Source organism: Dactylosporangium sp. CA-092794 (assembly GCF_050948465.1).
GTDB lineage: Bacteria > Actinomycetota > Actinomycetes > Mycobacteriales > Micromonosporaceae > Dactylosporangium.
This window is the reverse complement of record NZ_CP192044.1, coordinates 5,103,493-5,127,172: the sequence shown is the minus strand read 5'-3', so window position 1 is coordinate 5,127,172 and position 23,680 is coordinate 5,103,493. Positions and strand designations below refer to the sequence as shown.

Annotated in this window: 15 protein-coding genes; 3 read left to right on the top strand and 12 right to left on the bottom strand. The window is 71.9% G+C overall.

Annotated elements, in window-relative coordinates; genetic code table 11:
• Window positions 1–3: 3 nt before the first annotated feature.
• A complete protein-coding gene (locus ACQPXD_RS22100; RefSeq protein ID WP_432841410.1) occupies window positions 4–5,160 on the bottom strand; it encodes a diguanylate cyclase domain-containing protein in 5,157 nt (1,718 codons plus the stop codon).
• A 244-nt stretch (window positions 5,161–5,404) separates the two neighbouring features.
• Here ACQPXD_RS22100 and ACQPXD_RS22095 point away from each other — a divergent pair, with 244 nt between their 5' ends.
• The gene (locus ACQPXD_RS22095; protein WP_432841408.1) at window positions 5,405–6,301 is read left to right on the top strand and encodes an SDR family oxidoreductase; all 897 of its coding nucleotides are present in this window, start codon (window positions 5,405–5,407) and stop codon (window positions 6,299–6,301) included.
• A gap of 74 nt (window positions 6,302–6,375) precedes the next feature.
• On the top strand, window positions 6,376–7,863 hold the full coding sequence (locus ACQPXD_RS22090; RefSeq protein ID WP_432841406.1) for an MFS transporter: 1,488 nt from the start codon (window positions 6,376–6,378) through the stop codon (window positions 7,861–7,863).
• A 31-nt stretch (window positions 7,864–7,894) separates the two neighbouring features.
• Here the strand turns inward: ACQPXD_RS22090 and ACQPXD_RS22085 are convergent, their stop codons facing one another.
• From ACQPXD_RS22085 to ACQPXD_RS22045, 9 genes are all read right to left on the bottom strand, one after another.
• Window positions 7,895–10,093 (bottom strand): MMPL family transporter, encoded by a 2,199-nt coding sequence (locus tag ACQPXD_RS22085; RefSeq protein ID WP_432841404.1) that lies wholly within the window; start codon window positions 10,091–10,093, stop codon window positions 7,895–7,897.
• Between the two features lie 81 nt (window positions 10,094–10,174).
• Window positions 10,175–10,861, bottom strand: coding sequence for a response regulator transcription factor (locus tag ACQPXD_RS22080; RefSeq protein WP_432841402.1), 687 nt, complete (start codon window positions 10,859–10,861; stop codon window positions 10,175–10,177).
• A gap of 3 nt (window positions 10,862–10,864) precedes the next feature.
• Entirely contained in the window at window positions 10,865–12,010 is a 1,146-nt protein-coding gene (locus ACQPXD_RS22075) for a sensor histidine kinase (RefSeq protein WP_432843924.1), read from the bottom strand.
• A gap of 17 nt (window positions 12,011–12,027) precedes the next feature.
• The gene (locus ACQPXD_RS22070) at window positions 12,028–12,954 is read right to left on the bottom strand and encodes an alpha/beta fold hydrolase (protein WP_432841400.1); all 927 of its coding nucleotides are present in this window, start codon (window positions 12,952–12,954) and stop codon (window positions 12,028–12,030) included.
• 41 nt (window positions 12,955–12,995) lie between these two features.
• Entirely contained in the window at window positions 12,996–14,411 is a 1,416-nt protein-coding gene (locus ACQPXD_RS22065) for an ABC transporter substrate-binding protein (protein ID WP_432841398.1), read from the bottom strand.
• A 23-nt stretch (window positions 14,412–14,434) separates the two neighbouring features.
• On the bottom strand, window positions 14,435–14,563 hold the full coding sequence (locus tag ACQPXD_RS22060; RefSeq protein WP_432841396.1) for a hypothetical protein: 129 nt from the start codon (window positions 14,561–14,563) through the stop codon (window positions 14,435–14,437).
• Entirely contained in the window at window positions 14,560–17,376 is a 2,817-nt protein-coding gene (locus ACQPXD_RS22055) for an ABC transporter permease subunit (RefSeq protein ID WP_432841393.1), read from the bottom strand. Before ACQPXD_RS22055 ends, ACQPXD_RS22060 begins: the two co-directional genes overlap by 4 nt.
• A gap of 1 nt (window position 17,377) precedes the next feature.
• Window positions 17,378–19,585 carry an MFS transporter gene (locus ACQPXD_RS22050; protein WP_432841391.1) on the bottom strand — a complete coding sequence of 736 codons (2,208 nt, stop codon included), beginning with the start codon at window positions 19,583–19,585 and terminating at the stop codon, window positions 17,378–17,380.
• A 137-nt stretch (window positions 19,586–19,722) separates the two neighbouring features.
• Window positions 19,723–20,250 carry a hypothetical protein gene (locus tag ACQPXD_RS22045; RefSeq protein WP_432841389.1) on the bottom strand — a complete coding sequence of 176 codons (528 nt, stop codon included), beginning with the start codon at window positions 20,248–20,250 and terminating at the stop codon, window positions 19,723–19,725.
• A 181-nt stretch (window positions 20,251–20,431) separates the two neighbouring features.
• Here ACQPXD_RS22045 and ACQPXD_RS22040 point away from each other — a divergent pair, with 181 nt between their 5' ends.
• Window positions 20,432–21,250, top strand: coding sequence for an SDR family oxidoreductase (locus ACQPXD_RS22040; RefSeq protein WP_432841387.1), 819 nt, complete (start codon window positions 20,432–20,434; stop codon window positions 21,248–21,250).
• Window positions 21,251–21,331: 81 nt separating this feature from the next.
• Here ACQPXD_RS22040 and ACQPXD_RS22035 read toward each other — a convergent pair whose 3' ends face one another.
• Both ACQPXD_RS22035 and ACQPXD_RS22030 read right to left on the bottom strand, forming a co-directional pair.
• Window positions 21,332–22,180 carry an enoyl-CoA hydratase gene (locus ACQPXD_RS22035; RefSeq protein ID WP_432841385.1) on the bottom strand — a complete coding sequence of 283 codons (849 nt, stop codon included), beginning with the start codon at window positions 22,178–22,180 and terminating at the stop codon, window positions 21,332–21,334.
• Window positions 22,173–23,672, bottom strand: a complete 1,500-nt coding sequence (locus ACQPXD_RS22030) for an AMP-binding protein (RefSeq protein ID WP_432841383.1) — start codon at window positions 23,670–23,672, stop codon at window positions 22,173–22,175. The genes ACQPXD_RS22035 and ACQPXD_RS22030 overlap by 8 nt, the downstream gene beginning before the upstream one ends.
• Window positions 23,673–23,680: the final 8 nt, after the last annotated feature.

Here is a 23,680-nt window from a genome sequence, read left to right as displayed (position 1 = left end):
CGCTCAGCCGGCCGCGCAGGTGCGGTTCCGGCCGAACTGTTTCGCCCGGTACAGCGCCGCGTCGGCGCGCGCCAGCAGCAGCGCCGGGGTGTCCGCGCCGTCCGGGACGCACGCCGCGGCGCCGACGCTCAGCGTCACCACGCCGGCGGGGCTGCGGGCGTGCGGGCGCCGCATCGCCTCCACGGCGTGCCGCGCCCGCTCCCCCACGGCGACGGCGGCGGCCGTGTCCGCGCCGGGCAGCACGATGGCGAATTCCTCGCCGCCGTAGCGGCAGGCCAGGTCGTCGGGGCGCAGGACCCGAGCGAGGGTCTCGCCGATCTGCCGCAGGCACGCGTCCCCGGCGGGATGGCCGTAGAGGTCGTTGTACCCCTTGAAGTGGTCGACGTCGACCATGGCCAGACCCAGCGGCGTGCTGCGCTGCGCCGCCGTGGCGCAGGCCAGGTCGAGGCCCTCGGCGAAGCGGCGCCGGTTCGCCAGTCCGGTGAGCGGGTCGGTGAGGCTCAGCACGGCGAGCCGCCGGTTGGCCTCGGCCAGCTCCCGGGTGCGCGCCGCGACTCGGGCCTCGAGCTCGTCGTACAGCAGCGCGTTGCTGACCGACACCGCGAGCTGGCCGGCGATGAGCCGGACGGCGTCCAGACGCTGCGCGGTGAAGGCGTTGGTACTGAGGCGGTTGGTGAGCAGGAGCACGGCGCGTGTGGTGCCCTGGTGCGCGATCGGCAGTGCGAGCAACGCGCAGCATCGCAGCGGCGTCAGGTACTCGTCCCCGGCGAAGCGATGGTCGCGGGTGGCATCGCTGACCACCAGCGTGTCACCGGTGCGCAGGACGTAGCGCACCGCGCTCGCCGGCACCAGCCCTCGCTCGCCCGCTGCCTCGAGTGCGACCCCCGCCTGCGGGCCGGCGCCTACCGGCAGATACCAGCCGCGGGTGTCGTCGTGCACCACGAGGTGGACGTCGGTGGCGCCGGTGAGCGCGGTCAGCTGCTCGGCGACGGCGCCGCGGAGCCGGTCGACGCCGGTCTCGGAGCTCAGTGCCTGCGAGACGCGCAGGAGCGCCAGCGCGTCGAGCCGGCCGCCGCCGGGTCCGATGTCGGGCCCGGGAGCCGTGCCGGGCGCGGGGTCGCGCTCCGCGGGGTGGGTCGGGTGCTCGGTGTCGAGCGCGCCGGCCTTCGCCGTCGCGCCCCATGCGCGGTAGAGCCGCCGGCAGTCGGACAGCGCTTGCGTGGCGAGGTGGTGCAGGCCCAGTTGCGCCGCCAGGGCCGCGGTACGCTCGGTGATCCACGCCTGGTGCCACGGCCGGTCCCGCGCCTCCGCCTCGCACAGGGCGGCGTCGAACATGGCGAGCGCCGCCGCCGGCTCGGCACGGGACCAGGCGTCCTCGGCGTCGACGAGCAGCAGCAGGTGGCCGAAGTTGTGCGGCGCGTCGGCGGCGCGGGCGGCCAGCCAGTCGCGGCTGGCCCGTAGCTGCTCGCGCAGGCCGGCCTCGTCCGGACCGGCCTCGTCCTGCTGGAGCCGCTGGGCCAGGCTCAGGGCGCGCAAGAGGTGGGCCAGGGCGAGGGGGTAGCCGACCAGGGCCGCGCGCTTGCGCATCGCCTCCTCGCTGTGGTGGGCGAGCGCCGGCCGATCGGCGAACAGCAGCGCGGCGAGGGCCCGGTACACGTGGTAGGCGGCGGTGGCGAGCCGATTGCCGGTCACGGTGGCGAGATGTGCGGTTTCGGCGAACTCGTCGTCGTCGAAGCGGCCGGGGGCGCTCGTCCGGCCGTGCAACGCCCGGGCCAGCTGCCGCCCCGCGACGAGGATCTCCGCGTTGTTGTCGTGCCCGGTCTGCTCGGCGAAGGCCAGCGCGGCGGCGACCTCCCCGACGTAGGTCTCCAGCGACGGGCCGCACTCGAACTGCGCCGGCAGCAGCGCGAGGTACGTGTGGTTGGCCATCTGCAGATCGCCGCCCCGGACCAGCCCTTCGCGGGCCCGCTGCGCCTGGCCGATGACGTGCTCGAGCGGCTCGACCCATGGCATCAGGTGCAGCGAGTACCGGTGCCGCATCACCGACGTCGCCGGCTCGTAGCCGCGCGCCTCACCCACCGCCAGCACGTGCCGGCCGACGGCGTGGCCGATGCGGCGGTCACCGGTCGCGTCCACGGCGACGAACCCGACGCAGGTGAGGTTGGCGCCGAGGCCGGGCGACGGGCCGAACCGCACCCAGAGCCGCCAGCTCTCGAGCACGATCCAATCGGTCAGCCAGCGCGTGCCGGCAAAGCCGGCCGCCGGCAGCAGGCGGTCGAAGACGCGCTCGACGGCGTGGACCCGCGGATCGGTCGCCTCCGGCCGCTCAAGGTCCCGGCGCAGGCTCAGGCCGGCCGTCCAGGCGAACAGCTCCCGGAGTTCCCCGTCCGGCCCAGGACCGTCGCCCCGCTCGCGCTGCCGGTCGTCCCGCGGCCGCGGCTCCTCGTCCGGCGGCGGCGTGGGCGGGACGTGGCCGAGGCCGGGCAGCAGCCGCAGCCCGAGCTCGACCGCATCGCGATACCGGCCGCGCTGGCTCAGGCTGCTGATCTGCAGGCAGGCCGCCGGCACGAGATCGATCGGCGGCGGATGGCGCGCGACGATCTCGGCATAGACGGCGTCAGCCTCGCCGAGGCGGCCCAGGCCGTACAGCGCGGCGTGCCGCTCGACGGCGACGCCGAGGGCCGCCGGCGCGTCCGCCGGGCGCTCCAGCTCCCGCCAGAGCCCGGCCGCCGCGGTGAGGAACCGCTCGGCCGCGACATAGTCGCCGGTACGGCGGGCCTCAGCGGCGGCGTGCCGGTACAGCGCCGCGGCCCGCCGGTGCTCCCGCCGATCGAGCCCGTCGGCGGCGGCCAGGTACTGCCGTGCCGCCTCGGCCTCCCGGCCCGGGGTCTCAGCCAGCGCCCGGGCGATGTCGAGGTGCCGCCTGGCGACGTCGGCCAGGTCATGTGCGGCTCGCACGGCCTGATGGACGCGCTCGTTGCGGAAGGCGACGACGGCCGTCGCGCGGTCACCGTCCGTGCCGCCCGAGCGCGCCACGCTGCCCGGCTCGACCGGGCCGGCCAGGCCCGCGTGCCGGGCCCGGTCGATGGCCAGGAGTCCGTCGGTGAGGGCTGGAGCGAGGGCTCGCTCGATCGCCCCGCCAGGAGCGGTGGCCGCGCTGAGCAGCCCGAGATCGGCGGTACCACCGAGGCAGGCGAGCGTCAGCAGCAGGTCCCGGCAACCGGCCGGCAGCAGCTGCAGCCGCTCGGTGAGCAGGTCGGTCACCGTGCTGCTGCCGACGTAGTGCCGCACGGCGGCGAGCCGCCAGGTCCATCCCGAGCCGGCGTCCAGGCGCAGGACGCCGTCGCGGCGCAGGGCGTTGACCAGCTCAACCGTGTCGCCGGGGTTGCCCGCGGTCCAGGGCGCGACGGCCGCGGCGAGCCGGGCGGCCCGGCGGGCGGGCAGCCGCAACATCCGGGCCAGGAGGGTGGCGACGGCCGGCGGGTCGAGGTTGGCCAGCGTCACGATGGGCTGCAGGACGCCGAGCCGCTCCCACCGCTCGAGCAGGCCGGCCAGCCGGTCACCGGACCCGGCCCGCCGCGGCTGGTAGGTGCCGGCCACGAGTATCCCGGACGGCCCGGCGTCGGTGAGGACCGCGTCGAGGGCGTCCAGCGTGCCACGGTCGGCGAGGTGCAGGTCCTCGACCACGACAACGAGCGGGCGGCCGGCCGCGACGGCCGCCGCGAGGACGGCGAGCAGGGCCTGGTGCAGCCGACCGCGCCGGGTGACCGGATCGTCGAGGCGAACCGCGGCGTGTCGGCCGCGCGGTGCGGCGGCCTCGGGCGGCACGCCGACCGGCGCGGCCGGCCCGGGTGCCGAACCAGCCGGCGTGGCGGCCCCGGGTGCGGCGTCGAGCAGCGCGACGAGTTCGGGCACGGCATCGGCGGCGACGTCGAGGCTCGGCCCGAGGGCGCGGCGCACGACGTCGCGCAGCGGTCCGAGACGGTCCTCGGGTTCGGCCAGGAGCAGCCGGACCACCTCCCGCACCGCGTGCAGCAGTGCGCCGGCCGTGTCCGAGCCCGGCGCCGCCGCGGTACTGCCGGCGAACCATCCGCCCCGGGCCCGTACCACCACACCCAGCTCGTGGATCAGGGCGGACTTGCCGGCGCCCGGTGGGCCGGCGACCACGACGCCGCGGGGCCCGCCGTCCAGCGCCGCGTCGAGCGCCGCGCGCAGGGCGGCCAGCTCCGCGTCACGGCCGACGAGCGGCCCCGCGGGCGACAGCCGCACCGGGACGTCCCCCCGCCCGAGCGTGAACCGGCGCTGCGGGGCGGCCTCGACGCGGCGCAAGTCGTGCAACAGCCCGCCGGCGGTGCGGTACCGCTGGTCGGGGTCCTTCTCCAGCAGCCGCGCAACGATGTCGGACAGCGTGGGCGGCACGCCCGGGGCCACCTGCCGCAGCGGCTCCGGCACCCGGACCAGCACGTCGCGGACGACCAGCAGCTCGTTACCGGCGTCGAACACCGGTCGCTCGGCGAACAGCTCGTACAGCACCGTGCCGAGCCCGTAGAGGTCGCAGCGATGGTCCACCGTCCCGCCGGTGCGGCCCGTCTGTTCCGGCGCGAGGTACGGCGCCATGCCGGCCGGGCGGTCGCCGTACGGGTCGGGCTGCTCGTCGTCGGTGACCGTGGCCCAATCGAACTCGACCAGCATCGGATCGGGCCGCTCGCCGACAACCAGCACATTCATCGGACAGATGGCCCGGTGGACGACGCCGCGGGCGTGCATGGCGGCGACGACGGCGGCGAGCCGGGCCGCGAATGCGAGCCGGGCCGCAGGGTCCAGCGCCTGCCGCAGGCTCCCGGCGCGGAGCAGTTCCGCCAGCGACCGGCCCTCCTCGTCGGCCAGCAGCATGGCGCCCGGAACCCCGTCCGGCAGCAGCGCCCGCACGCCGGGCAGCCCGGCGAGCCGGCGCAGCGCCGCCGTCTCGGCGCGGAGCCGCTCGGCGGCGCCGGGCCCCAGCGGCTCCTTGCGGATGGCGGTGCGGGTGCCATCGGCCGACCAGACCCGCTGGATGCGGACCCGGCCGTCGGCGTGCAGGGTCTCCGTGCGCGGCAGCCGCGGCGGGCCCGGGTCCGCCGGGTCCGGGAGGCCGCCATCGGCCGGGCTGCGCTGTCGCATCGCGGGTCGTCCTCCGACCGGTTCGGGCACGGTCTTCGCCGGTCCGATCGGCCGCCGCCCAGCCGTTGTGAGGCATTCGGTGTCTCGCTGGTGGTGCCCGACGCGATCGTTCTGCCCCACCCGGCGGGCCGAGCTAATTTCTGGACACCATGCACCGTTATCTGCTACGGTTTCGGTACACCATGACTCGTAAGTGTCGGCGGCGCCGACGTTGTGCCCGCGAGGGCGGAAGGGAGACCGCGCGATGCGCGTCTTCGTGACAGGGTCCACCGGCTGGATCGGATCGGCCACCGTGGACGAGCTGCTCCGGTCCGGCCACGAGGTGCTCGGGCTCGCCCGCTCCGACAAGTCCGCGGCGAAGCTCGAAGCCCAGGGCGCGCAGGTGCTGCGCGGCGACCTGGACGACCTCGGTTCCCTGCACCGCGGCGCCTCCGGCGCCGAGGCGGTCGTCCACCTCGCCAACAAGCACGACTGGTCCGACCCGGAGGGCACCGACCGCGCCGAGCGGGCCGCCGTCGAGGCGATCCTCGACGCGCTGGAGGGCTCGGCGAAGCCCTTCGTGATCGCCAACGGCCTCTCCGGCATCGTCGAAGGCCGCCCGGCGGTCGAGACAGATGCCTCCCCCGCGGTCGGCCCGGACTCCGACCGCGGCGGGTCGGAGAACCTCGCCCTCGACGCGGTTTCGCGCGGCATCCGCTCCATCGCGGTGCGCTTCGCCCCCACTGTGCACGGGCGCGGCGACTGGGGCTTCGTGGCCTGGTTGACCGCCGCCGCGCGCAAGCAGGGCGTCTCCGGCTACATCGGCGACGGCGGCACGGAGTGGTCGGCCGTGCACGTCACCGACGCCGCCCGCCTTATCCGCCTCGGCCTGCAGAACGCCCCCGCGGGCACCCGGATGCATGCGGTGGCCGAGCCGGCGATCCCGACCAAGGCGATCGCCGAGGCCATCGGCGAGGCACTCGGCCTGCCGGTGACCTCGATCGACCCGGCCGACGCGGAATCGCACTTCGGTACCGTCGGCCATTTCTTCGGCCAGACCCTCACCGGCTCCAGCGACCGCACCCGCGAGCTGCTCTCGTGGCGGCCGACCGGCCCGGGCCTGCTCGAGGACATCCGCTCCGGGGCTTACACCGCCAGCTGATCCCCCTCCACCCCACGATCCCGGGTGTCGCCGGCGTCCCCACGGCGCCGGCGCCACCCGCTGGAGGACCACGCGTGATCGAAACACAAGTCAACCAGCCCAGCGCCGCGGTGCGCCGCCGCGAAACCCTCGTGCTCGTCGCCGTCTGCGCCTGCACGATCCTCGTCGTCGGCTTCGTCGCCGCCATCAACCTCGCGGTACCGCTGCTCGCCAGCAGCGACCTGCACCCGGGATCGTCCGAGCTGCTGTGGATCGTCGACGCCTACGTCATCGTCTTCGCCTGCCTCGTCATTCCCGGCGGAGCCGTCGGCGACCGCTTCGGCCGCAAAGGCGCGCTCCTGACCGGCCTGCTCGTCTTCGCCGCCGGAGCCACGATCTCCGCGCTCTCCACTGCCGTGCCCCTCATGCTGGCCGGCCGGATCGTCTCGGGCCTGGGCGCCGCACTCGTGCTCCCGAACTGCGTCGGCGTGCTCGTCCACGCCACCGGCGAGGATCGCCGCCGCCGCGCGCTCGCGATCTGGGGCGCGATCTCCGGCATGGGCGGCATCGTCGGCAACACCGCCGGGGCCGCGCTGCTGAACACCGGGGCCTGGCAGACACTGTTCTGGGGCGTCGTCCCGGTCGCGCTGCTCTGCGCGACCGGGATCGCCGTCATCACCACGTCGAGCCCTCGCACGTACCGCAGTCTCGACCCGGCCGGGACCGTACTGCTCGTCGCGACCTCCGTCGCCCTGCTCATCGGCATCATCGAAGGCCCCGACCGGGGATGGGCAAGCCCCGTCGTGCTCGGCGCCTTCGTGCTCGCCGTCGTGCTCGGGGCCGTCTGGGTGCTCGTCGAACTGCGGGTGAGACATCCGTTGCTCAACCCGCGCCTGTTCCGGGCACCGATGCTGACCAGCGCGAGCCTGGGCATGCTCGTGACCTGGTTCGGCAGCTTCGGGCTGTTCTACCTCAACGCCTCGCTGCTGCAGTACGGACGCGGCTTCTCGGTGCTTGCCGCCGGCTTCGCCACGCTCCCGCTCGCCATCCCCATCCTGATCGGCTCCCGATTCATCCCGGCCCTCGTCGCCCGGATCGGGATCCCCGTCGCGCTCGGCGCCGGCTTCCTCTGCATCAGCGGCGGCCTGCTCGGCCTGTCCTTCGCGACCCGGCAGCCGTTCATCGTCTACGCGATCTGGCTCGTCGTGCTCGGCATCGGCTTCGCCCTCGCGCTGCCCACCCTCACCGCGGAGCTGACCTCCGGCCTCCCGCCGGAGCAGGCCGGCGTCGCCGGTGGCCTCCAATCGGCCGCGCGCGAGCTCGGCAGCGCCCTCGGCATCGCCGTCGTCGGCACGATCACCGTCGCCGTGTTCTCCCGGCACCTGCCCTCCGCTCTGCAAGCCCTCGACCCCTTGCCCCGCACCGTCGCCGAAGCAACCGCACTCGACCCCGGCGCGCGGGGCCAGATCGCCGACGCCTTCGTCACCGGCGCCAGCACCGCGCTGCAGGCCGGGGCCGGGCTCACGCTCGTGGCCGGGGCGATCGTGGTCGCCCTCGCCACCCGGCATCGCGCGCACCGCTGATGCTTGGCGCCGAGTGCGGCTCTCGACGTGGTCAGCGCCGCGCGGCGAGGACCGGCGCCGACGGCTCGGCGGCGGTCTCCTCCAGCGCGCTGCCCTCGGCGTCGAGATGCGGCAGGATGCGGTCGAGCCATCGTGGCATCCACCACGCCTTCTCGCCCAGCAGCGTGAGCAGCGCCGGTGTGATGATCATACGAACCACGAACGCGTCGGCGAGTACACCCACCGCAAGGGCCAGTCCGAGCGAGGCGATCACCGATCCGGGGGTGAGCGAGAACCCCGCGAACACGCCTCCCATGATCAGCGCGGCGGCGGCGACGACCGCCGCCGTGCGGCCGAAGCCGTCGAGAATCGCTTCGACCGGGCTCAGCCCGTGCCGGTGCGCCTCGTGCATCCGCGAGACCAGGAAGACCTGGTAGTCCATCGCCAGCCCGAACAGGATGCCCACGATCAGGATCGGGAGCAGGCTCAGGATCGGATTGCCGGACGGTGCGGCGAACAGCTGGTCCAGCCAGCCCCATTGGAAGACCGCCACGGTCACGCCCACCGCCGCGCCGAGCGACAGCAGGAAGCCCAGCGTCGCGAGCAACGGAACCAGGAGCGAACGGAAGAGCACGATCAGCAGCAGCAACGACAGACCGACCACCACGATCAGATAGGTGGTGAGGGCGTCCTGCAACGCGCTGTTCGTGTCGATGTTGACCGCGGTCCGGCCGGTCACCGACAAGCGCACGCCCGCGACGTCGCCGGACGCGTCGCGGATCCGGTGCACGAGGTCCTGCGTGCTCGCCTCGATCGGCCCGCCGTCCGGGATCACCTGCACGAGGGCCGCACCACCGGATTCGGCCACGCCGGCCGGTGTGGCCGCGATGACGTGGTCGAGCCCGCTGAGCAGGTGCGTCACGGCCGGTAGCTGGTCGTTGACGGCCGTGCCTTCGACCAGCACGATGAGCGGATTCTGGGCGCCGGGGCCGAACTCGGCCGCGATCTGGTTGTAGGCGGCCCGCTGCGTGCTGTTCGGGTCGTCTCCGCCCGGAGTGCTCAGCGCGGTGGTCATCGACAGCGTCGGCGCCGCCAGCGCCAGCAGGCCCGCAATGGCGAGGACACCGACCAGCACCGGCCGCCGTACCACTGTGCGGACCCAACGTTCCAGGAAGGTCGTCCGCGTCGAGTGGGACGCCCGCGGAGCGGCACCGCGACGCTCACGGCGCGGCAGGGCACGGCGCCCCATCGTCCGCATGAGAACGGGGAGCAGTGTGACGGCCATCGCGGCCGCCACAGCGACGGTGAACGCCGCGGCCAGACCCATCTCGGTGAGGAACCCGATCCGGACAACCGACAGGCCGGCCAACGCGATGACGACCGTGGCGGCGGCGAACAGCACCGCCGAACCGGCCGTTGCGACGGCACGGCCGATCGCCTCCTCCACCGGCCGTCCGTCACGCAGTTCGGAGCGGAAGCGAGCCAGGATGAACAGGCAGTAGTCGATGCCGACGGCCAGGCCGAGCATCAGCGCCAGCGTCGGCGTCGTGTCGGTCAACGGGTGGATCGCGGAGAACGTGAGTACGCCGAGGAGACCGACGGCGACGCCGACGAGGGCGCCGAGCAGGTTCGCGCCGGCGGCGACGAGCGACCCGAACGTGAACATCAGCACGACGAACGCGAGGAGCACGCCGAGCCCCTCGGTGAGCTGGCCTCCCTCGGCGCCGAAGTCACCGATCGATCCGCCGACCTGCGTGTCCAGTCCGTCGGCACGGGCATTCGCGGCCACGGTACGGACGTCGTCGTAGACGCCCTCGCGGTTCTCGCCGGTGAGGCCGGTGAGCGACAGCGTCGACACCGCGGTGGCGCCGTCCTTCGACACGTAGGGGCGCTGAGCGTCGAACGGGTTGCTCGCCGCGCTGACGTGGGGGACTTTCCCGGCTTCCGTGAGTACTTCACGGACGAGCGTCATGTTCTCGGCGCTGGTGATCTGCTGCCCGTCGGGGACCGTCAGCACCAGCTCCAGGGTGCCCGTGCCATCGTCGTCGGACGATGCCGTCGCCGGGAAATCCGCGTGCATCCGGTCGAGCGCGCGACTCGATTCCGAACCGGGCAGCGAGAAGGCGTCGGCGCTGAACTTCGTGTGCGAGGCGCCGACGCCGAGCGCGACGGCGATCGCGATCCACAGGACGAGCACCACAATGCGGTGTCGGGCGCTGGCGCGACCGAGCCGGAAGAGAAAGCGAGCCATGGCATCCAGCGTCGCGGTCCGCGGCGCTGACGGCGTCGTCCAGCGGCGGCAACTCCCCTACCGCGCCGGCGGCACGCCCGTCTACTGCGCCGGCGGTACGTCGGGCGACCGGCCGGCGTAGACGGCGACCACCAGCGCGGCCCGGTCACGGGCATCCAGTTTGACCATGGCCCGATTGACGTGCGTCTTCACCGTGAGCGGTGAGATCACCAGCTGGCGAGCTATCTCCTCGTTCGTCAGCCCGCGCGCGACCAGCTCAGCGATCTCCCGTTCCCGGTCGGTCAGCGCGGCCAGCGCTCGCGCCGCGCGCGGATCGGCCGGCACCGGCGCGGCCGCGCGGGCGGCCAGTGCCGTCATCGCGCGCGGCGAGAGCAACGTCTTCCCGCGGGCGATCATCCGGATCGCGTGCACCAGGTCTTCGGGATCGGTGTCCTTGCCGAGGTAGCCACGTGCGCCGGCGGCGACCGCGTCGAGCACGTACTGGTCTGTCTCGAACGTGGTCAGAACCAGGACCGCGACGCCGGGGGAAGCGCCGGAATCCGCGGTCAGCTGCCGGGTCGCTTCGATCCCATCGATGCCCGGCATCCGCAGGTCCATCAGCACGACGTCCACGCCGCCGGCGCGGACCGTTCGCACCGCCTCGGCTCCGTCCACCGCCTCGCCGACGACCGTGATCTCGGGCTCGGATTCGAACACGCCACGCAATCCGACGCGGATCAGCGCCTGGTCGTCCGCGAGCAGCACCCGGATCGGCTGCGGATCGGTCATCGTTTACGGTCTCCTGCCTTCGCCTTGGGCCACCTCGACCCTTTCCTCCAGCGGCAACTCGGCCCACACCCGGAAATGCCCGTCGCGGTTCGACGTCTCCAGGCGGCCCACGACGGCTCGCACCCGCTCGCGCATGCCGATCAGCCCGAAGCCGGCGGTCTCACCGGTGACCGGAGCGCGCGAAATCGGGTTCGTCGCCTCGATCGCCAACACGGTGGGTTCGGTGCGCAACGTCAACCTCAGCTGCCCGGTCCCGTGCCGGCGCGCGTTGGTCAGGCACTCCTGGACCACCCGGTAGGCCGTGACGCCTACCAACTGCGACACTCGGCCTGCGTCCACCTGCCGGTCGAGCACGACGTCGAGCCCTCCGGCACGCACCGAGGCGATCAGCGCGTCGATGTCGGCGAGGCCGGGTGCGGGCGGCGGCAGGTCCGCCGTTTCGGTATTCCGCAGCACCCGGAGAATGCCGGCCATCTCGCGCATGACGGCCTTGGCCGCGACCTCGGTTTCGGCCAGCGCGGTCGCGGCCCGGTCCGGCGCGGTGCTGAGCGTGCGCCGCGCCACTCCGGCGTGCACCCGGATCACCGCGACGTGATGTCCCACCACATCGTGAAGCTCTCGCGCGATCCGCAGCCGTTCCTCGATGACGCGACGGCTCGCCTCGGCTTCACGCGTGGCCAACGCCCACCGCGCTCGTTCCTCGACCGTCGCTACGTACTCCCGACGCGTTCGCCTGGCCGCGGCCGAACCCGCGGAGCCGATGGTCCACGCCGCCGCGGTGATCCCACCCCATCCGACGACAGCGAACGGGGTCTGCCACCACACCACGAGACACAAGGCACCGAACGTCGCCACCGTGGCCACCGCCGCCGCACGCCGGCCCCGCAGCGACACCAGATGGAACAGCGCCAGCTGGCACAACGCCGCAGTCGCACCGCCGGTGCCCTTGACGCCGGAAACCAACACGAGCGCCGAGACACAAACCAGCCACGGAGCCAGCGCGTGACGGCCGCGAAAGACCAGCGCGCCGCACGAGACAGCCAGCACGACGACAATGGGCCAGCTGCTGCCGTCCAGCAGATTTCGGTAAATCGTCCATCCGGTACTGGCCAGCGCGATGACGCTGATCCAGGTGCCGACGCGGAGCATGAAGTGCACTCGTCCGCTCACATCGGGCTGGAAATCGGGCGTGAGTGGTCCCAGTCCGACAGGAGCGTCCGAAGCGCCGTGACGAGGGCGAGCGGCTGGTCGAGCATGATGTGATGGCCCGCGTCGGGGATCTCGATCACCGGCGCGACGCGCCCCATCTTGTCGTACATCACATCGGTCATCTGCTGGGAGAGAATGCCGTGTTCGCCTCGGAAGAGGGCCACGCGGCATTCGAGCCGGGTGAGCAGCGAAGGCGTCAGGTGCGCCCGCCCGAAGATGTTGGGGTCGAACTTCCAGGCCCAGCCCCCGTCGACGCGGCGGAGCGAGTGTTCGGCGACGTACGCGGCGATGTAGTCCAGCACCGGCTGGTCGGGCACGGGGCGGAAGCGCCGCAGCCCGTCCTCGAACGTCGGATAGACCCGCAGCGGGCCGAAGGCGACTCCCGCCCTCGCCGCCGATTCCTCCGGGGTGAGCTCTCGCACCGGTGAGTCGACAACCACGGCGCCGGACAGACGCGCGCCGAAGAGCGTGGCGGTCCGCAGGGTGACGAATCCGCCCATGCTGTGCCCGATCATCACCGGTGGACTCGTGATGCCTGCCGCCCCGCCGACGGCCAGCGCTTCCATCGCCCATGTGTCCAGGCTGTACGAGGCGCGGTGGTCGCTGTCGCCATGCCCTGAGAGGTCGACCGCGACGACCCGCCGATGGCCCTCCACCAGCAACGGGGCGATGTGATCCCACCACCGGGCATGCGCCGCGCCGCCGTGCACCAGGACGATGCCCGGGCCGCCAGGTTCGCCCCACGCCCGGTAGACGATGGTCGCGCCGTCCACGGCCGTCGCGCCCTGTTCGGGAAGCGTCGCGAGCGCCGAGGTGAACCAGCCCGGAGATTCGCTCGTCCTCACGTCCAGCGGCGTGGTCAGATGGGGGCCGTTGTCTGGCATGATTTCTCTTTTCGTGTGCACCCGGCAGTTCCATGCTGACGCTAGCTGACATCCACCCGGGCTCCGTCGGGGGAATAGGATTTCGTGGCGCTCGACCAGCGCAGAGGCTGTAGCTGGTCGGAATAGCCGGTCTTGCCCGGCGCGAAGGTGCCCGGGAGCACGGCGGGGAGGCCCTCGATGGCGCCGATGCCCTCCAGCGCCTGGACGAAGCTGCGCGGGTTGAGGCGGGTTCCAGCGTCGGTCGCGGCGCGCACGAAGATCTGCGTGATGGCGCAGACGAGCGGTACGGCGCTCTGCGCTCCCGGCGGAATGTCCGTGGTCGTGGTGGTCTTGTTGTAGTTGTCCACGCACGTCTGGTTCTCGGGTGTCGCGAGCGCGCCCTTGGCCGGCCAGGCGTTGTCGGTGAACGCGATGGCGCCGTCCAGGCTCTGCCCGGCGTTGGCCAGGAGACCGTCGGACGCCAGGGACCCCAGGTCGCTGGTGAGGTACTGCGGCGTGTAGTGCTGCGCCTCGGCCAGGGCGACGAACCGGAGCGCGTTGGCGAAGTCGGATGCGAGCATCACCGAGTCGACCCCGGCGGACTTCATTTTCTGGATCAGCGCCTGAATTTCCGGGACGCCGTTCGCCGGGTTGAGCTCGCCCATGACGGTCAGCGGGTACCCGCGCTGCTTGAGCGTGTCGGCGGCCGCCTCGCCCGAGAGCTGGTAGGTGGACCCGTCCGCGACGCTCAGCATGCCGACCTTGTGACCCTTCACGAGTCCCGACTTCACCAGGACGGTCGCCCAGTTGCGCTCGATCTGCTCCAGCGGGGGATCGAGGGTGGCCAGGAGGCCGTGCGAATCCTGGTAGACCTTTTCCAGCGCGGGGTACCGCGTGACGACGGGCACGTGGTACTGCAGTACCGCGCAGGTGCCGGCGTCGTAGGTGAGGCCGATGACGGCGAAGACCTGCTCGTCCTTGGCGAGCCTGATGCAGATCTCCTTGTCGGAGTGCGGGCCGGTCGTGGCGAGGGTGTCGCGACTGGCGTAGATCGGTTTGATCATGCGACCGTTGATGCCGCCGCTGGCATTGACCGCGTTGAAGAGCGAGTCGAATGCCGCCTGCTGGAGCTGGATGTCGTAGTTCGGGAGTCCGAGCCCGAGCGAGTCGACCGACGAGAGGTCGAGCAGGACGACGCCGACCTTGATCGTGGTGTCGGTGACCCCCTGGGCGACGTCGGTGACCTGGTCGGCGGTCGACCTGCGGGGCGGGCCGGAGCCCGGGCCGGCGCTGGCGCTGGCGCTCTCGACGGCGATGGGACCGGTGTTGCTGCGGCCGGTACCGACATTCGCCGGCGCGGAGGACGCCAGGGCGAGCGGCAGCACGAGGCCGACGGTGAGCAGCAGGCCGGAGACGGCAACGAGCACGGCGTAGGCGCGAGCGGGCGCCAGCACCTGGAAGCGCGACGTTCTGGTCATGGATATCCCTCGCAGGCAGGCGGTCAGTCGAGGACGGCGGGCAGGGTCACGGCCAGGAGCACTCCGGCGAGGATCACGGCGAGCAGGATCGTCTGCCACTGCCCGGCGGTCAGGCCGAGCAGCGTGCGGGTCCTGCGGCTGGTCCGGGTCATGCGGGATCCTTCGCGCCAGTGAGGGCGTCGCTGCGTTCGATCGCCCGCTTGTCGGTGCCGAGGTAGGCGGCGACGACGTCGGGGTTGTCGCGGACGACCTCGGGAGTGCCCTCGGCGATGAGCCGGCCGGCGGAGTAGCAGTACAGGCGGTCGGAGATCGACATGACCAGCGGCATGTCGTGCTCGATGATGACGACGGTCGCCGACAGCTCGGTCTGGATGCTCTTGATCAGCGGCCCGAACGCCTCCGACTCCTTCTGCGCCACGCCGGCGGTGGGCTCGTCGAGCAGGAGCACGTCGGCTCCCTGGGCGAGCAGGCAGCACATCTCGACGATGCGCCGGGTGCCCGTGGAGAGCTCGGCGGTGAGGGTGTGGGCGTAGCGGCCGAGGCCGATGAAGTCGATGTAGCTGTCGGCGTCGGTGAGCTTCCGCCGCTCGCTCGTCCATCCCCCGGGCAGCGCGAGGAGGGACGGAACGAACTCCGAGCGCTCCTGGGCCTCCAGCGCGACCCGGACGGTCTCGTGGACGGTGAGGTCGCCGAAGAGTCGCGCGTCCTGGAAGACGCGCCCCATCCCGAGGGCCGCCCGCCGGTGGGGGCTGAACGATGTGACGTCGGCGCCGCCGATGTGGATCCGGCCCGACTGCGGGCTGATGAAACCGCTGATGACGTTCATCAGGGTCGACTTGCCGGCGCCGTTGGAGCCGATCACGCCGACGACCTCGCCCCGGGCGACCCGCAACGAGGCGTCCTTGAGCGCCACCTTGCCGCCGAAGGCGACGTTGACCCCGCTGACCTCGATCGCCGGCGCGGCCGGGTCGGCGACGGGGCGGGGCTCGGGGCGCGGCAGCGCGTCGATCGGCGGGCGCGAAGGAGCCGGCGCGGCCTCGCGTCCGCGGGCGATGTAGGTGAGAAATGCGGAGCGCGCCGACAGCCCGACCTGGGTCAGACCGCCGGGCAGGAAGAGGATGAGCGCCAGGACTCCGATGCCGGAGGTGGCGAGGCTGACCGAGACCGAGTCGCCGAGCAGCGCGGGCAGGCCGACGAGGTAGATCGCACCGAGGACCGAGCCGGAGACCCGGCCCAGTCCCCCGATCACAACCATCGAGATGATGAAGGTCGACTGATCGGGGCCGAAGATCGCCGGGGTCGTCGTCGCCGTGAGGGCGAACTGACCCGCGGCGGCGGCGTACAGGCCACCGGCCAGGCCGGCGAGCGCGCCGGCGAAGACGAACGCGGAGAGCTTCGCCGCGACCGGCGAGACCGCGAAGCTGGCCGCGGCCCGCTCGTTGTCCCGCACCGCGATGATCGAGATCCCGACGCCGGTGCGACGCAGGCGGGCGACCGCCGCGGCGGCGACGACCAGGACGATCAGGGTGAGGAAATAGACGGTACGTTGGGAGGAGAGGTCGAACACCCCGAACAGTTCGAGCTTGGGGAAGGTGTAGATCGGTCCCCTGCCGAACAGGTCCTGCCCGTAGAGCCATGACTGGCAGGCCACGGCGAAGGCGAGGGTCGTCATGGCGAGGAACGGGCCCTTGACGCGCAGCGCGGGGAGGCCGACCACGAAGGCCGCGACGCCGCCCGCGACCGCGGCCTCGGCGACCGCCGCGAGGAACGGGACGCCATGGCTCGCGAGCTGGGTCGCCACCAGCGCGCCGATGCCGACGAACGCGAACTGCCCGAGCGTCAGCTGGCCGGCCCAGCCCGCGAGCACGGTCACGGAGAGCCCGATGAGCGCGAAGACCAAGACCGTGGTGAGCCTGTAGGTGTTGGCCGAGCTGGTGAAGATCAGCGGGAGGCACACCGCGACCACGGCCGCGAGGGCGGCGGCGACCAGTCCGGAGCGGCGCACCCACCACAGGTTGCGCATCACCTCGGGCAGCGGCGGCGTCTTGACGCTGATGCCCAACCCGTCCGCGCTGGAATCCACGTCGGGGCGACGCAGGAGGGTCATCACCAGGATCGCGATGAAGAGGACGAGATCGGTCGAGCCGGGCGGTGCGCCGTTGGCGGTCATCACCGCCTCGACGACACCGACGACGATGCCGCCGACCAGTGCGCGCGGCATCGAGGTGAGGCCGCCGACGAGGGCGGCCGCGAGCGCGTGCAGCAGGAGGCCTGGGCCGACCGACGCGGTGGGCAGGCCGACGACCGCGCCGCTGACGGGGTTGAGCAGGACCACGGTCAGCACCGCGAGCGCACTGGAGACCGCCCAGACCGTGGTCGACACCCGCATCACCGGGACGCCGGCGAGCTTGGCGCGGTCAGGGTTGTCCGCGGATGCGCGGACGGCCACACCGAAGGGCGTCTTCGTCAGGAACAGGGTCAGGCCGACGATCACGGCCGGTACGAAGGCCAGCATCATGAAGTGCGGCGAGCTGAGGATCACCCCACCGAACTCGGCCTCGCGGTTCAAGGGCGACGGGAAGGGACCGTAGTTCTTGATCTTGGGGAGCAGCACACGGGCGAGGAACGCGACCTGGCCGACCCCGAGCGTGGCGACCAGGAGGATCAGGCGAGGCGACTTCGCGAGCCTGCGGATGACGCCCATCTCGACGACCGCACCGACCGCCGCGCCGGCCGCGAGCGAGGCGACGAGCGCGAGCCAGAAGTTCCAGTGCCAGTCAAGGACGAGCTTGGCCAGCAGCGCCGCCCCGAAGGCGCCGATCTCGCCGTGGGCGAGATTGATCACCTTGGTGGCGCGGTAGACCAGCACGATGCCGGCCGCGAGGATGGCGTAGGCGAGTCCGGCGAGGACTCCGAACACGAGCATGTCGGACCCGATCGTCCAACTCGTTCCGGGGATACCCATGCTAGGCACCTCCCGTGCCGAGGAAGACCGCGCGCACCAGGTCGTCGCGGTGGGCGAGCTCCTGAGCCGGGCCCTCGAAGCGGACCTGGCCCTTCTCCATGAAGACGGCCCGGTCGGCGATGGACAGGGCGATCTTCACCGACTGCTCGACGATGACCATCGTCAGGCCGTCGGCCTTCAGTCCCTCGACGATCTCCAGGACCTGCTGCACCATCACGGGCGACAGGCCGAGGGAGAGCTCGTCGATGAGCAGGACCTCGGGGCGCAGCAGCATCGCGGTGGCCAGACCGAGCAGCTGCTGCTCGCCTCCCGAGAGCGTGCCGGCCGGCTGGTCGAGGCGGTGTTGCAGGACGGGGAACCGCTCGAGCACCTCCCGGGCTCGCGCTTCGAGGTTCGAGGAGTCACCGAGCAGGGTGTACCCGCCGATGAGGAGGTTCTCCGAAACACTGAGGTTCGGGTAGACCGAGCGGCCACCGGGAACCTGGACGATCCCCAGCCGGACGCGCGTCGCCGGGTCGGCGTAGGTGACGGTGCGACCGGAGACACGGACCGCGCCGCGGTCGGCGTACTCGAGACCGGAGATGACGCGCAGCAGGGTCGACTTGCCGGCGCCGTTGGTGCCGAGCAGGGCGAGGGTCTCCCCCTTGCGGATCTCCAGGGAGACGTCGAAGAGCACCTGCACCGGGCCGTAGGAGAAGTCGAGATGGCTCACCTGCAGCAGCGGCACCTCGTCGCCCCGGGCGAGACGGAGCCGCTCGGTGCGCTCCTCGATGAGGTCGGCGGCGGCACGCGCGATGTCGCGCGGCAGGTGCCCGGCGCTGCTCGCCAGGATGAGGCCCGCCAGGATCGAGGCCGCCGGCGCGACCACGGCGATGGCGGCCCGGGTGCCCCAGGACTCCTCGGCGAGGCCGGTCACCAGTGCCCCGCCGAGCCCGCCGACGAGCGCCAGGTAGAGCCCCGAGAGCGCGAACGCCGTGGCGCGGAACTGCGCGGGAGTGACCGCGGCGACGACGAGCGTCAGCGGGACGAGGCCGAAGAAGAGGATGGCCGTGGTGACGATCCCGACGACCACGTACGTCGCGATGTTCGGGGCGTACGCCTGGATGCCGAACCCGACGCCGAGCGCGGCGAGCGCCCCGCTGCCCAGGTAGAGGCACGCCGCGGGGCTGCGCCGGAAGAGGCGGTCGCTGTACATACCGCCGAGTGCGGCGCCGGCCAGGCCGCCGATCGCGGTCACGGCGCCGATCACGCCGCGCGCTTCGACGCTCTGCCCGAAGTGGTCCTCGAGGATGAGGCTGAGGTAGATCGGGATCGTGGTCACGCAGAGACCGAACGCGCCGAGCGCCACCATCACGAAGTAGAACGTGCGGATCTTCTTGAGCCGGGCGAACGCCGCCCCGAGCGTGATCGGGAGCGCGTGGGGGTCGGGCGGCAGCTCGCCGCCGAGTAGCGCCTCCTGTTCGAACCGTCCCCGTACGGGCTCACGCAGACGCAGGACGCCCAGCGCGAGCACGACGCCGGGAACGGCGAGGACACCGAACGCCCACCGCCAGGCATCGTGGCCGCCCGGCACGATCACGGCGACGACGGCCGCCAGCACCGGCCCGAGCACGATGCCGAGCGGCAGCCCGCTCCGGTGAACGCCGAAGACCCGGCCGCGCCCCGCCGGCGGGTAGGTGTCAGCCAGGATCGAACCCTGGATCGGTCCCTCGTTCGCCTTGCCGACGCCGGCGACGATCCGGACGATGACCAGCTGCCACAGGGCCTGGACGAACCCCAGGAAGGCAGCGGCGACCGCCCAGCCGAGGGTGCAGACGCCCGCGATGGCCGTGCGCCGGAAGCGGTCTCCGAGCGAGCCGAGCGGGAGCGCGCCCAGGGAGACCATGACACCGGCGAGCGCACCGACGACCGCGACGGCCGAGGACCCGATGCCGATCGACTCGCGGATGTCCGGTGCGAAGACGGTGAACATCGCGTTGTCGACGCTGTCGAGCACCGCGAGGCCGAAGAGCAGGCCGATGGTGGCGCGCCCGCCGATGGACACGACCTGCCTGAAGGTCACCTCCGGCTCGGGCGCGACCTCCGCGCCGTGCGGAGCACCGTCCTCGGGTCCTGCGGAGTCGTGCCGGCCGCCGAGCGTCTCTCTGGCCAGCACGGCGGCGGCGATGGATCGGGGGTCGCTGCTCACTGCGCGGTCTTCTTCGGTCATCGGTACCCCTTTCACCGCACGATCAGTCTCCTCAGTTGTGCTGTCGCGGACGCCTGCCGGCGTCGCTGTCCCGGGCCGCCTGCTTGCTCGGACCCGGGACCGAACGGGTGGCTCGAGCGGCTCGATCGAGGGGACTGCTACTCCTTGGGCGTGAACGCGACGGCCGACGCGGAGACGGCGCCGACGGTGGCGGCGTCGGCGAGCACGACGCCGCACTTGAACCCCGCCGCTTGGTCAGCGGCAGTGGTGGGGCAGTGGCGCGTGACGCCCGCGGTGTCCGGCGCGGAGAAGGGCTTGTAGGTGACCTCGCAGGTGAGCTTGCCGTCGGCATCCGACTTCACGTTCTTCAAGGTCGACTTGTCGGGTGCCGACACTCCGCCGCCACTGGCGTCGAACACGGCGACGAGACACAGGTAGGCCGTCGAGGGGGTGGCGCCCGTGGACGTGGTGGTCAGCACCGCTCCCGCGGCGACTCCGGTGTCGGGGGTGATCTCGGTCTTGAAGTACTTCACGCTCGAGGCCGCCGACGGCTGACTGCTGGCGGCCGCGCTCGACGTCGCCGACGTCGGGGCCTGGCTGGCTCCCTGGGCGGAGTCGTTGCTGTCCTGAGCGCACCCGGCGGCAGTGGCGGCCAACAGTAAGCCGGCAGCGCCGGCGATAAGCATCCTTCTACGCATTTTGGGTTTCCTTCCCGTGGCGGACTGGCGGACTCCCCGTGACGTGGACCACACGATACTATGTTGATCAGCACATAGACAACAGGACAACACAGGTTTTGACTAACAAGCCTATGCTGATTGACAGAGAGTGCGCCCGCGTGCGGGCCCATCGGAGAAAGGCAGTCTTGTGAGGGAGTGGAAGGGTTCGGTCGCCTTCATCACCGGCGGCGGTCAGGGCATCGGGCTGGGCATTGCGCGCGCGCTGGCCAAGCGCGGCGTACGCCTCGCGCTGGCCGACATCGATGAGGCGGCGTTGACCTCCAGCCGGAGCGAGCTCGCCCAGGTGACCGACGTCGAGACCTTTCGGCTCGACGTGCGGGATCGCCAGGCATTCGCCGCGGTCGCCGACGACGCCGAGGCGAAGCTGGGCCCGGTCAACCTGTTGTTCAACAACGCCGGCATCGCGCCGTACTCGTCGCTGTCGAAGATGCGGTACGAGATGTGGGACCTGGCGCTCGGCGTGAACCTCATGGGCGTGGTCAACGGCCTGCAGACCTTCGCACCCCGCATGATCGAGCGCCGCGCGGGCGGGTACATCGTCAACACGGCCTCCGGTGCCGGACTGGTCGGTGGCCCGAACGTGCTGTACACGACCTCGAAGTTCGCGGTCGTCGGGCTCTCGGAGTCGCTCAAGCTGTCGGCGGCCAAGTACGGCATCGACGTGAGCGTGTTGTGCCCCGGCCCCGTCGCCACCAGCATCCTGAGCAACACGGAGCGGGTCGGCGAGGGCGTTTCCGTCGTGCAGCGCGACGGCGCCAACAAGGAGACCGAAGCCTTCCTCGGCTCGGGCGCGAGCATCGACGCCGTCGGCGAAATGGTCATCGCCGGCATGGAGGCCAAGGCGACGTGGATCCACACCGACGGCTCGGTCAAGGCCTACGTGAGGATGCGGATGGAGGCTCTGCTCGAGTCGATGCCCGACCCGGTCGTCGACGAGGTCTCCTGACGCGGAGGCGCTTGGACGGGAAAACGGCCTTCGGCGCGGTGACGCCGGAGGCCGTTTCCGTGATCCGGGGCGGGCGGGTGACTAGCCGCGCTTGGAGAGCTGCCGCATGACCTCGATGCCGGACGGGTCGACGGGGATGCCGTCGAAGACCGCGCGGGCGTTGGCGTGGGCGGTCTGGTGCAGGGCGAACGCGTGGCGGAGCGCGTTGAACTGACCCTGGGCCTCCAGTGCTCCGTTGACCGACATCTTGGCCAGCTTCAGGCCGAACGCGGGGCGCTGGGCGATCTCGGCGGCCAGGTCGAGGGTGAACCGCTCGAGGTCGTCGCGGGCGACGACGTGGTTGACCATGCCGAGGCTCTCGCACTCGCGGGCGGTGAGCGCGTTGCCGCGGAAGAGCATCTCCTTGGCCTTGCGGGCGCCGAGTTCCCAGGTGTGGGTGTGGTACTCGTGCCCGTTGACCGCGAGGGCGACGGTCGGGTCGGCGAAGGTCGCGTCCTCGCTGGCGATGATGAGGTCGCACGGCCACACCAGCATCAGGCCGCCGGCGATCACCTTGCCCTGGACCTGGGCGATGGTCGGCTTCGGCACATTGCGCCAGCGCCAGCACATCCCGAGGTAGAACTCCTCCTCGTTGGCCATGCCCCCGGCCTGGCCGGGCTGGAGGTACCCACCGGTCATGCAGTGCGGCTCGAAGTCGGCGCCGGTCGCGGTGTTGGTCAGGTCATGACCCGCGGAGAAGTGCGGCCCGTCGGCCGCCAGGATGATGACCCGGACCTCGTCGTCGAGTGTGGCCTGCTGGAACGCGCGGTCGAGCTCGTGGAGCATCTGGTAGTCCTGCGCGTTGCGCATCTCCGGGCGCGCCAGCGTGATGCGTGCGACCCGATCGACGGGAGCGTCGTAGCGGATCCGCTCGAAGGCGGTCTCAGGCATTGCTCTTCATCCTCTCGATTGCGGCGTCGCGCATCTGGCTGCGGCGCACCTTGCCGGAGTCGTCCCGCAACGGCCGGTCGATGAACTCGATGGAACGCGGGATCTTGTAGCGGACGATCTTGTCGGCGAGGAAGTCGAGGATCTCCTGCGCGGTCGTGCCGGGCTCGGCCTCCACCAAGGCGTGGACCCGCTGGACGAGGTCGTCGTCGGGCAGACCGACGACGACCGACGAGAGCACCTTGGGGTGCTGGTCGATCGCGCTCTCGACCTCGGCGGGGTAGACGTTCGCGCCGCCGCTGACGATCATGTCGACGCGCCGGTCGCTGATGTAGAGGTAGCCGTCCTCGTCCATCCAGCCCAGGTCGCCGAGGGTCTCCCACCCGTTGATCGACCTGGTCTCGGCACCGACGTACTCGTAGGCGGGCCCGAGGCCGTCGTCGCTCTTCATGTAGATCTCGCCGATCTCGCCGGCCGGCAGATCGTTGCCGTAGGCGTCGAGGACCTTCATGTCGCCGACGAAGGGCCGGCCGACCGAGCCGCGGTGCTGCAGCCACTCGCTGCCGGTGATGAGCGTGATCGCGACCGACTCGGTGCCGCCGTAGATCTCGAGGATCTTGTCCGGGCCCAGCAGCTCGATCCACTTCTCCTTCAGCCACTCGGGGCACTTGGATGCCAGGTGCAGCAGGGCCCGGATCGACGACAGGTCATACTTCCCGCCGGCCTCGATCACCCGGTACATGCGGTGCATCATCGTGGGCACGAGCATCAGCCAGGTGATCTTATGCTTCTCGATGAGCCGCAGCGTCTGCTCGGCGTCGAACTTGTTCATGACCACGATGTGCTGACCCAGCAGCAGGCCGCCGACGGACATCCCCAGTGCCGAGTTGTGGTAGAGCGGCGTCACCACGGCCTGGGTGTCCTGGGACGTGTAGCGGAACACGATCTGGTTGATCGCCGGCGATGCCTCGGCGCCGGCGCCGGCCCGGATGATCTTGGGGCGTCCCGTGCTGCCGCCGGACGTGGGCGCCTTCCACGCCGGGGAGACGACCTCGGGCAGGGGCGCGTCGCTCACCGAGGCGTCCGGCTCGAACCCGGCCGGCAGCGCGGCATACCCGGGGTGGTCCCCCTCGTTCACGCCGACGAGGAGTGCGGCCTCGGCGAGGTCGATGATCGCCTGACGTTCCGCGATCGGCAGGCGGTACGACAAGGGCAGCGGCACCGCACCGACCTTGAGCACCGCGAAGAAGGCGACGTAGAAGCCGATGCCGTTCGGCAGCGAGACGGCGACGTAGTCGCCGAACTTCACGCCCTGCTCGGCGTAGACGCGGGCGAGCCGGTTGGAACGCCGCTCGAACTCGCGACGCGTGATGGAGTCGTCCTCGTGGCTGATGGCGACGAAGTCCGGGTCCTCGTCCGCGAGCCGGGCCATCGTCCGCACGAACGGTTCCGACGGGCTGGCTTTCAGGATCTGCGCGATCTCCGCAGCATCCATATCGCACC

Excerpts from the sequence above, each read along its gene's own strand:
- ACQPXD_RS22100 (WP_432841410.1), bottom strand. The coding sequence starts at position 5,160 with ATGCGACAGCGCAGCCCGGCCGATGGCGGCCTCCCGGACCCGGCGGAC.
- ACQPXD_RS22095 (WP_432841408.1), top strand. The coding sequence starts at position 5,405 with ATGCGCGTCTTCGTGACAGGGTCCACCGGCTGGATCGGATCGGCCACC.
- ACQPXD_RS22085 (WP_432841404.1), bottom strand. The coding sequence starts at position 10,093 with ATGGCTCGCTTTCTCTTCCGGCTCGGTCGCGCCAGCGCCCGACACCGC.
- ACQPXD_RS22080 (WP_432841402.1), bottom strand. The coding sequence starts at position 10,861 with ATGACCGATCCGCAGCCGATCCGGGTGCTGCTCGCGGACGACCAGGCG.
- ACQPXD_RS22075 (WP_432843924.1), bottom strand. The coding sequence starts at position 12,010 with ATGCTCCGCGTCGGCACCTGGATCAGCGTCATCGCGCTGGCCAGTACC.
- ACQPXD_RS22070 (WP_432841400.1), bottom strand. The coding sequence starts at position 12,954 with ATGCCAGACAACGGCCCCCATCTGACCACGCCGCTGGACGTGAGGACG.
- ACQPXD_RS22065 (WP_432841398.1), bottom strand. The coding sequence starts at position 14,411 with ATGACCAGAACGTCGCGCTTCCAGGTGCTGGCGCCCGCTCGCGCCTAC.
- ACQPXD_RS22060 (WP_432841396.1), bottom strand. The coding sequence starts at position 14,563 with ATGACCCGGACCAGCCGCAGGACCCGCACGCTGCTCGGCCTGACCGCC.
- ACQPXD_RS22055 (WP_432841393.1), bottom strand. The coding sequence starts at position 17,376 with ATGGGTATCCCCGGAACGAGTTGGACGATCGGGTCCGACATGCTCGTG.
- ACQPXD_RS22050 (WP_432841391.1), bottom strand. The coding sequence starts at position 19,585 with ATGACCGAAGAAGACCGCGCAGTGAGCAGCGACCCCCGATCCATCGCC.
- ACQPXD_RS22045 (WP_432841389.1), bottom strand. The coding sequence starts at position 20,250 with ATGCTTATCGCCGGCGCTGCCGGCTTACTGTTGGCCGCCACTGCCGCC.
- ACQPXD_RS22035 (WP_432841385.1), bottom strand. The coding sequence starts at position 22,180 with ATGCCTGAGACCGCCTTCGAGCGGATCCGCTACGACGCTCCCGTCGAT.
- ACQPXD_RS22030 (WP_432841383.1), bottom strand. The coding sequence starts at position 23,672 with ATGGATGCTGCGGAGATCGCGCAGATCCTGAAAGCCAGCCCGTCGGAA.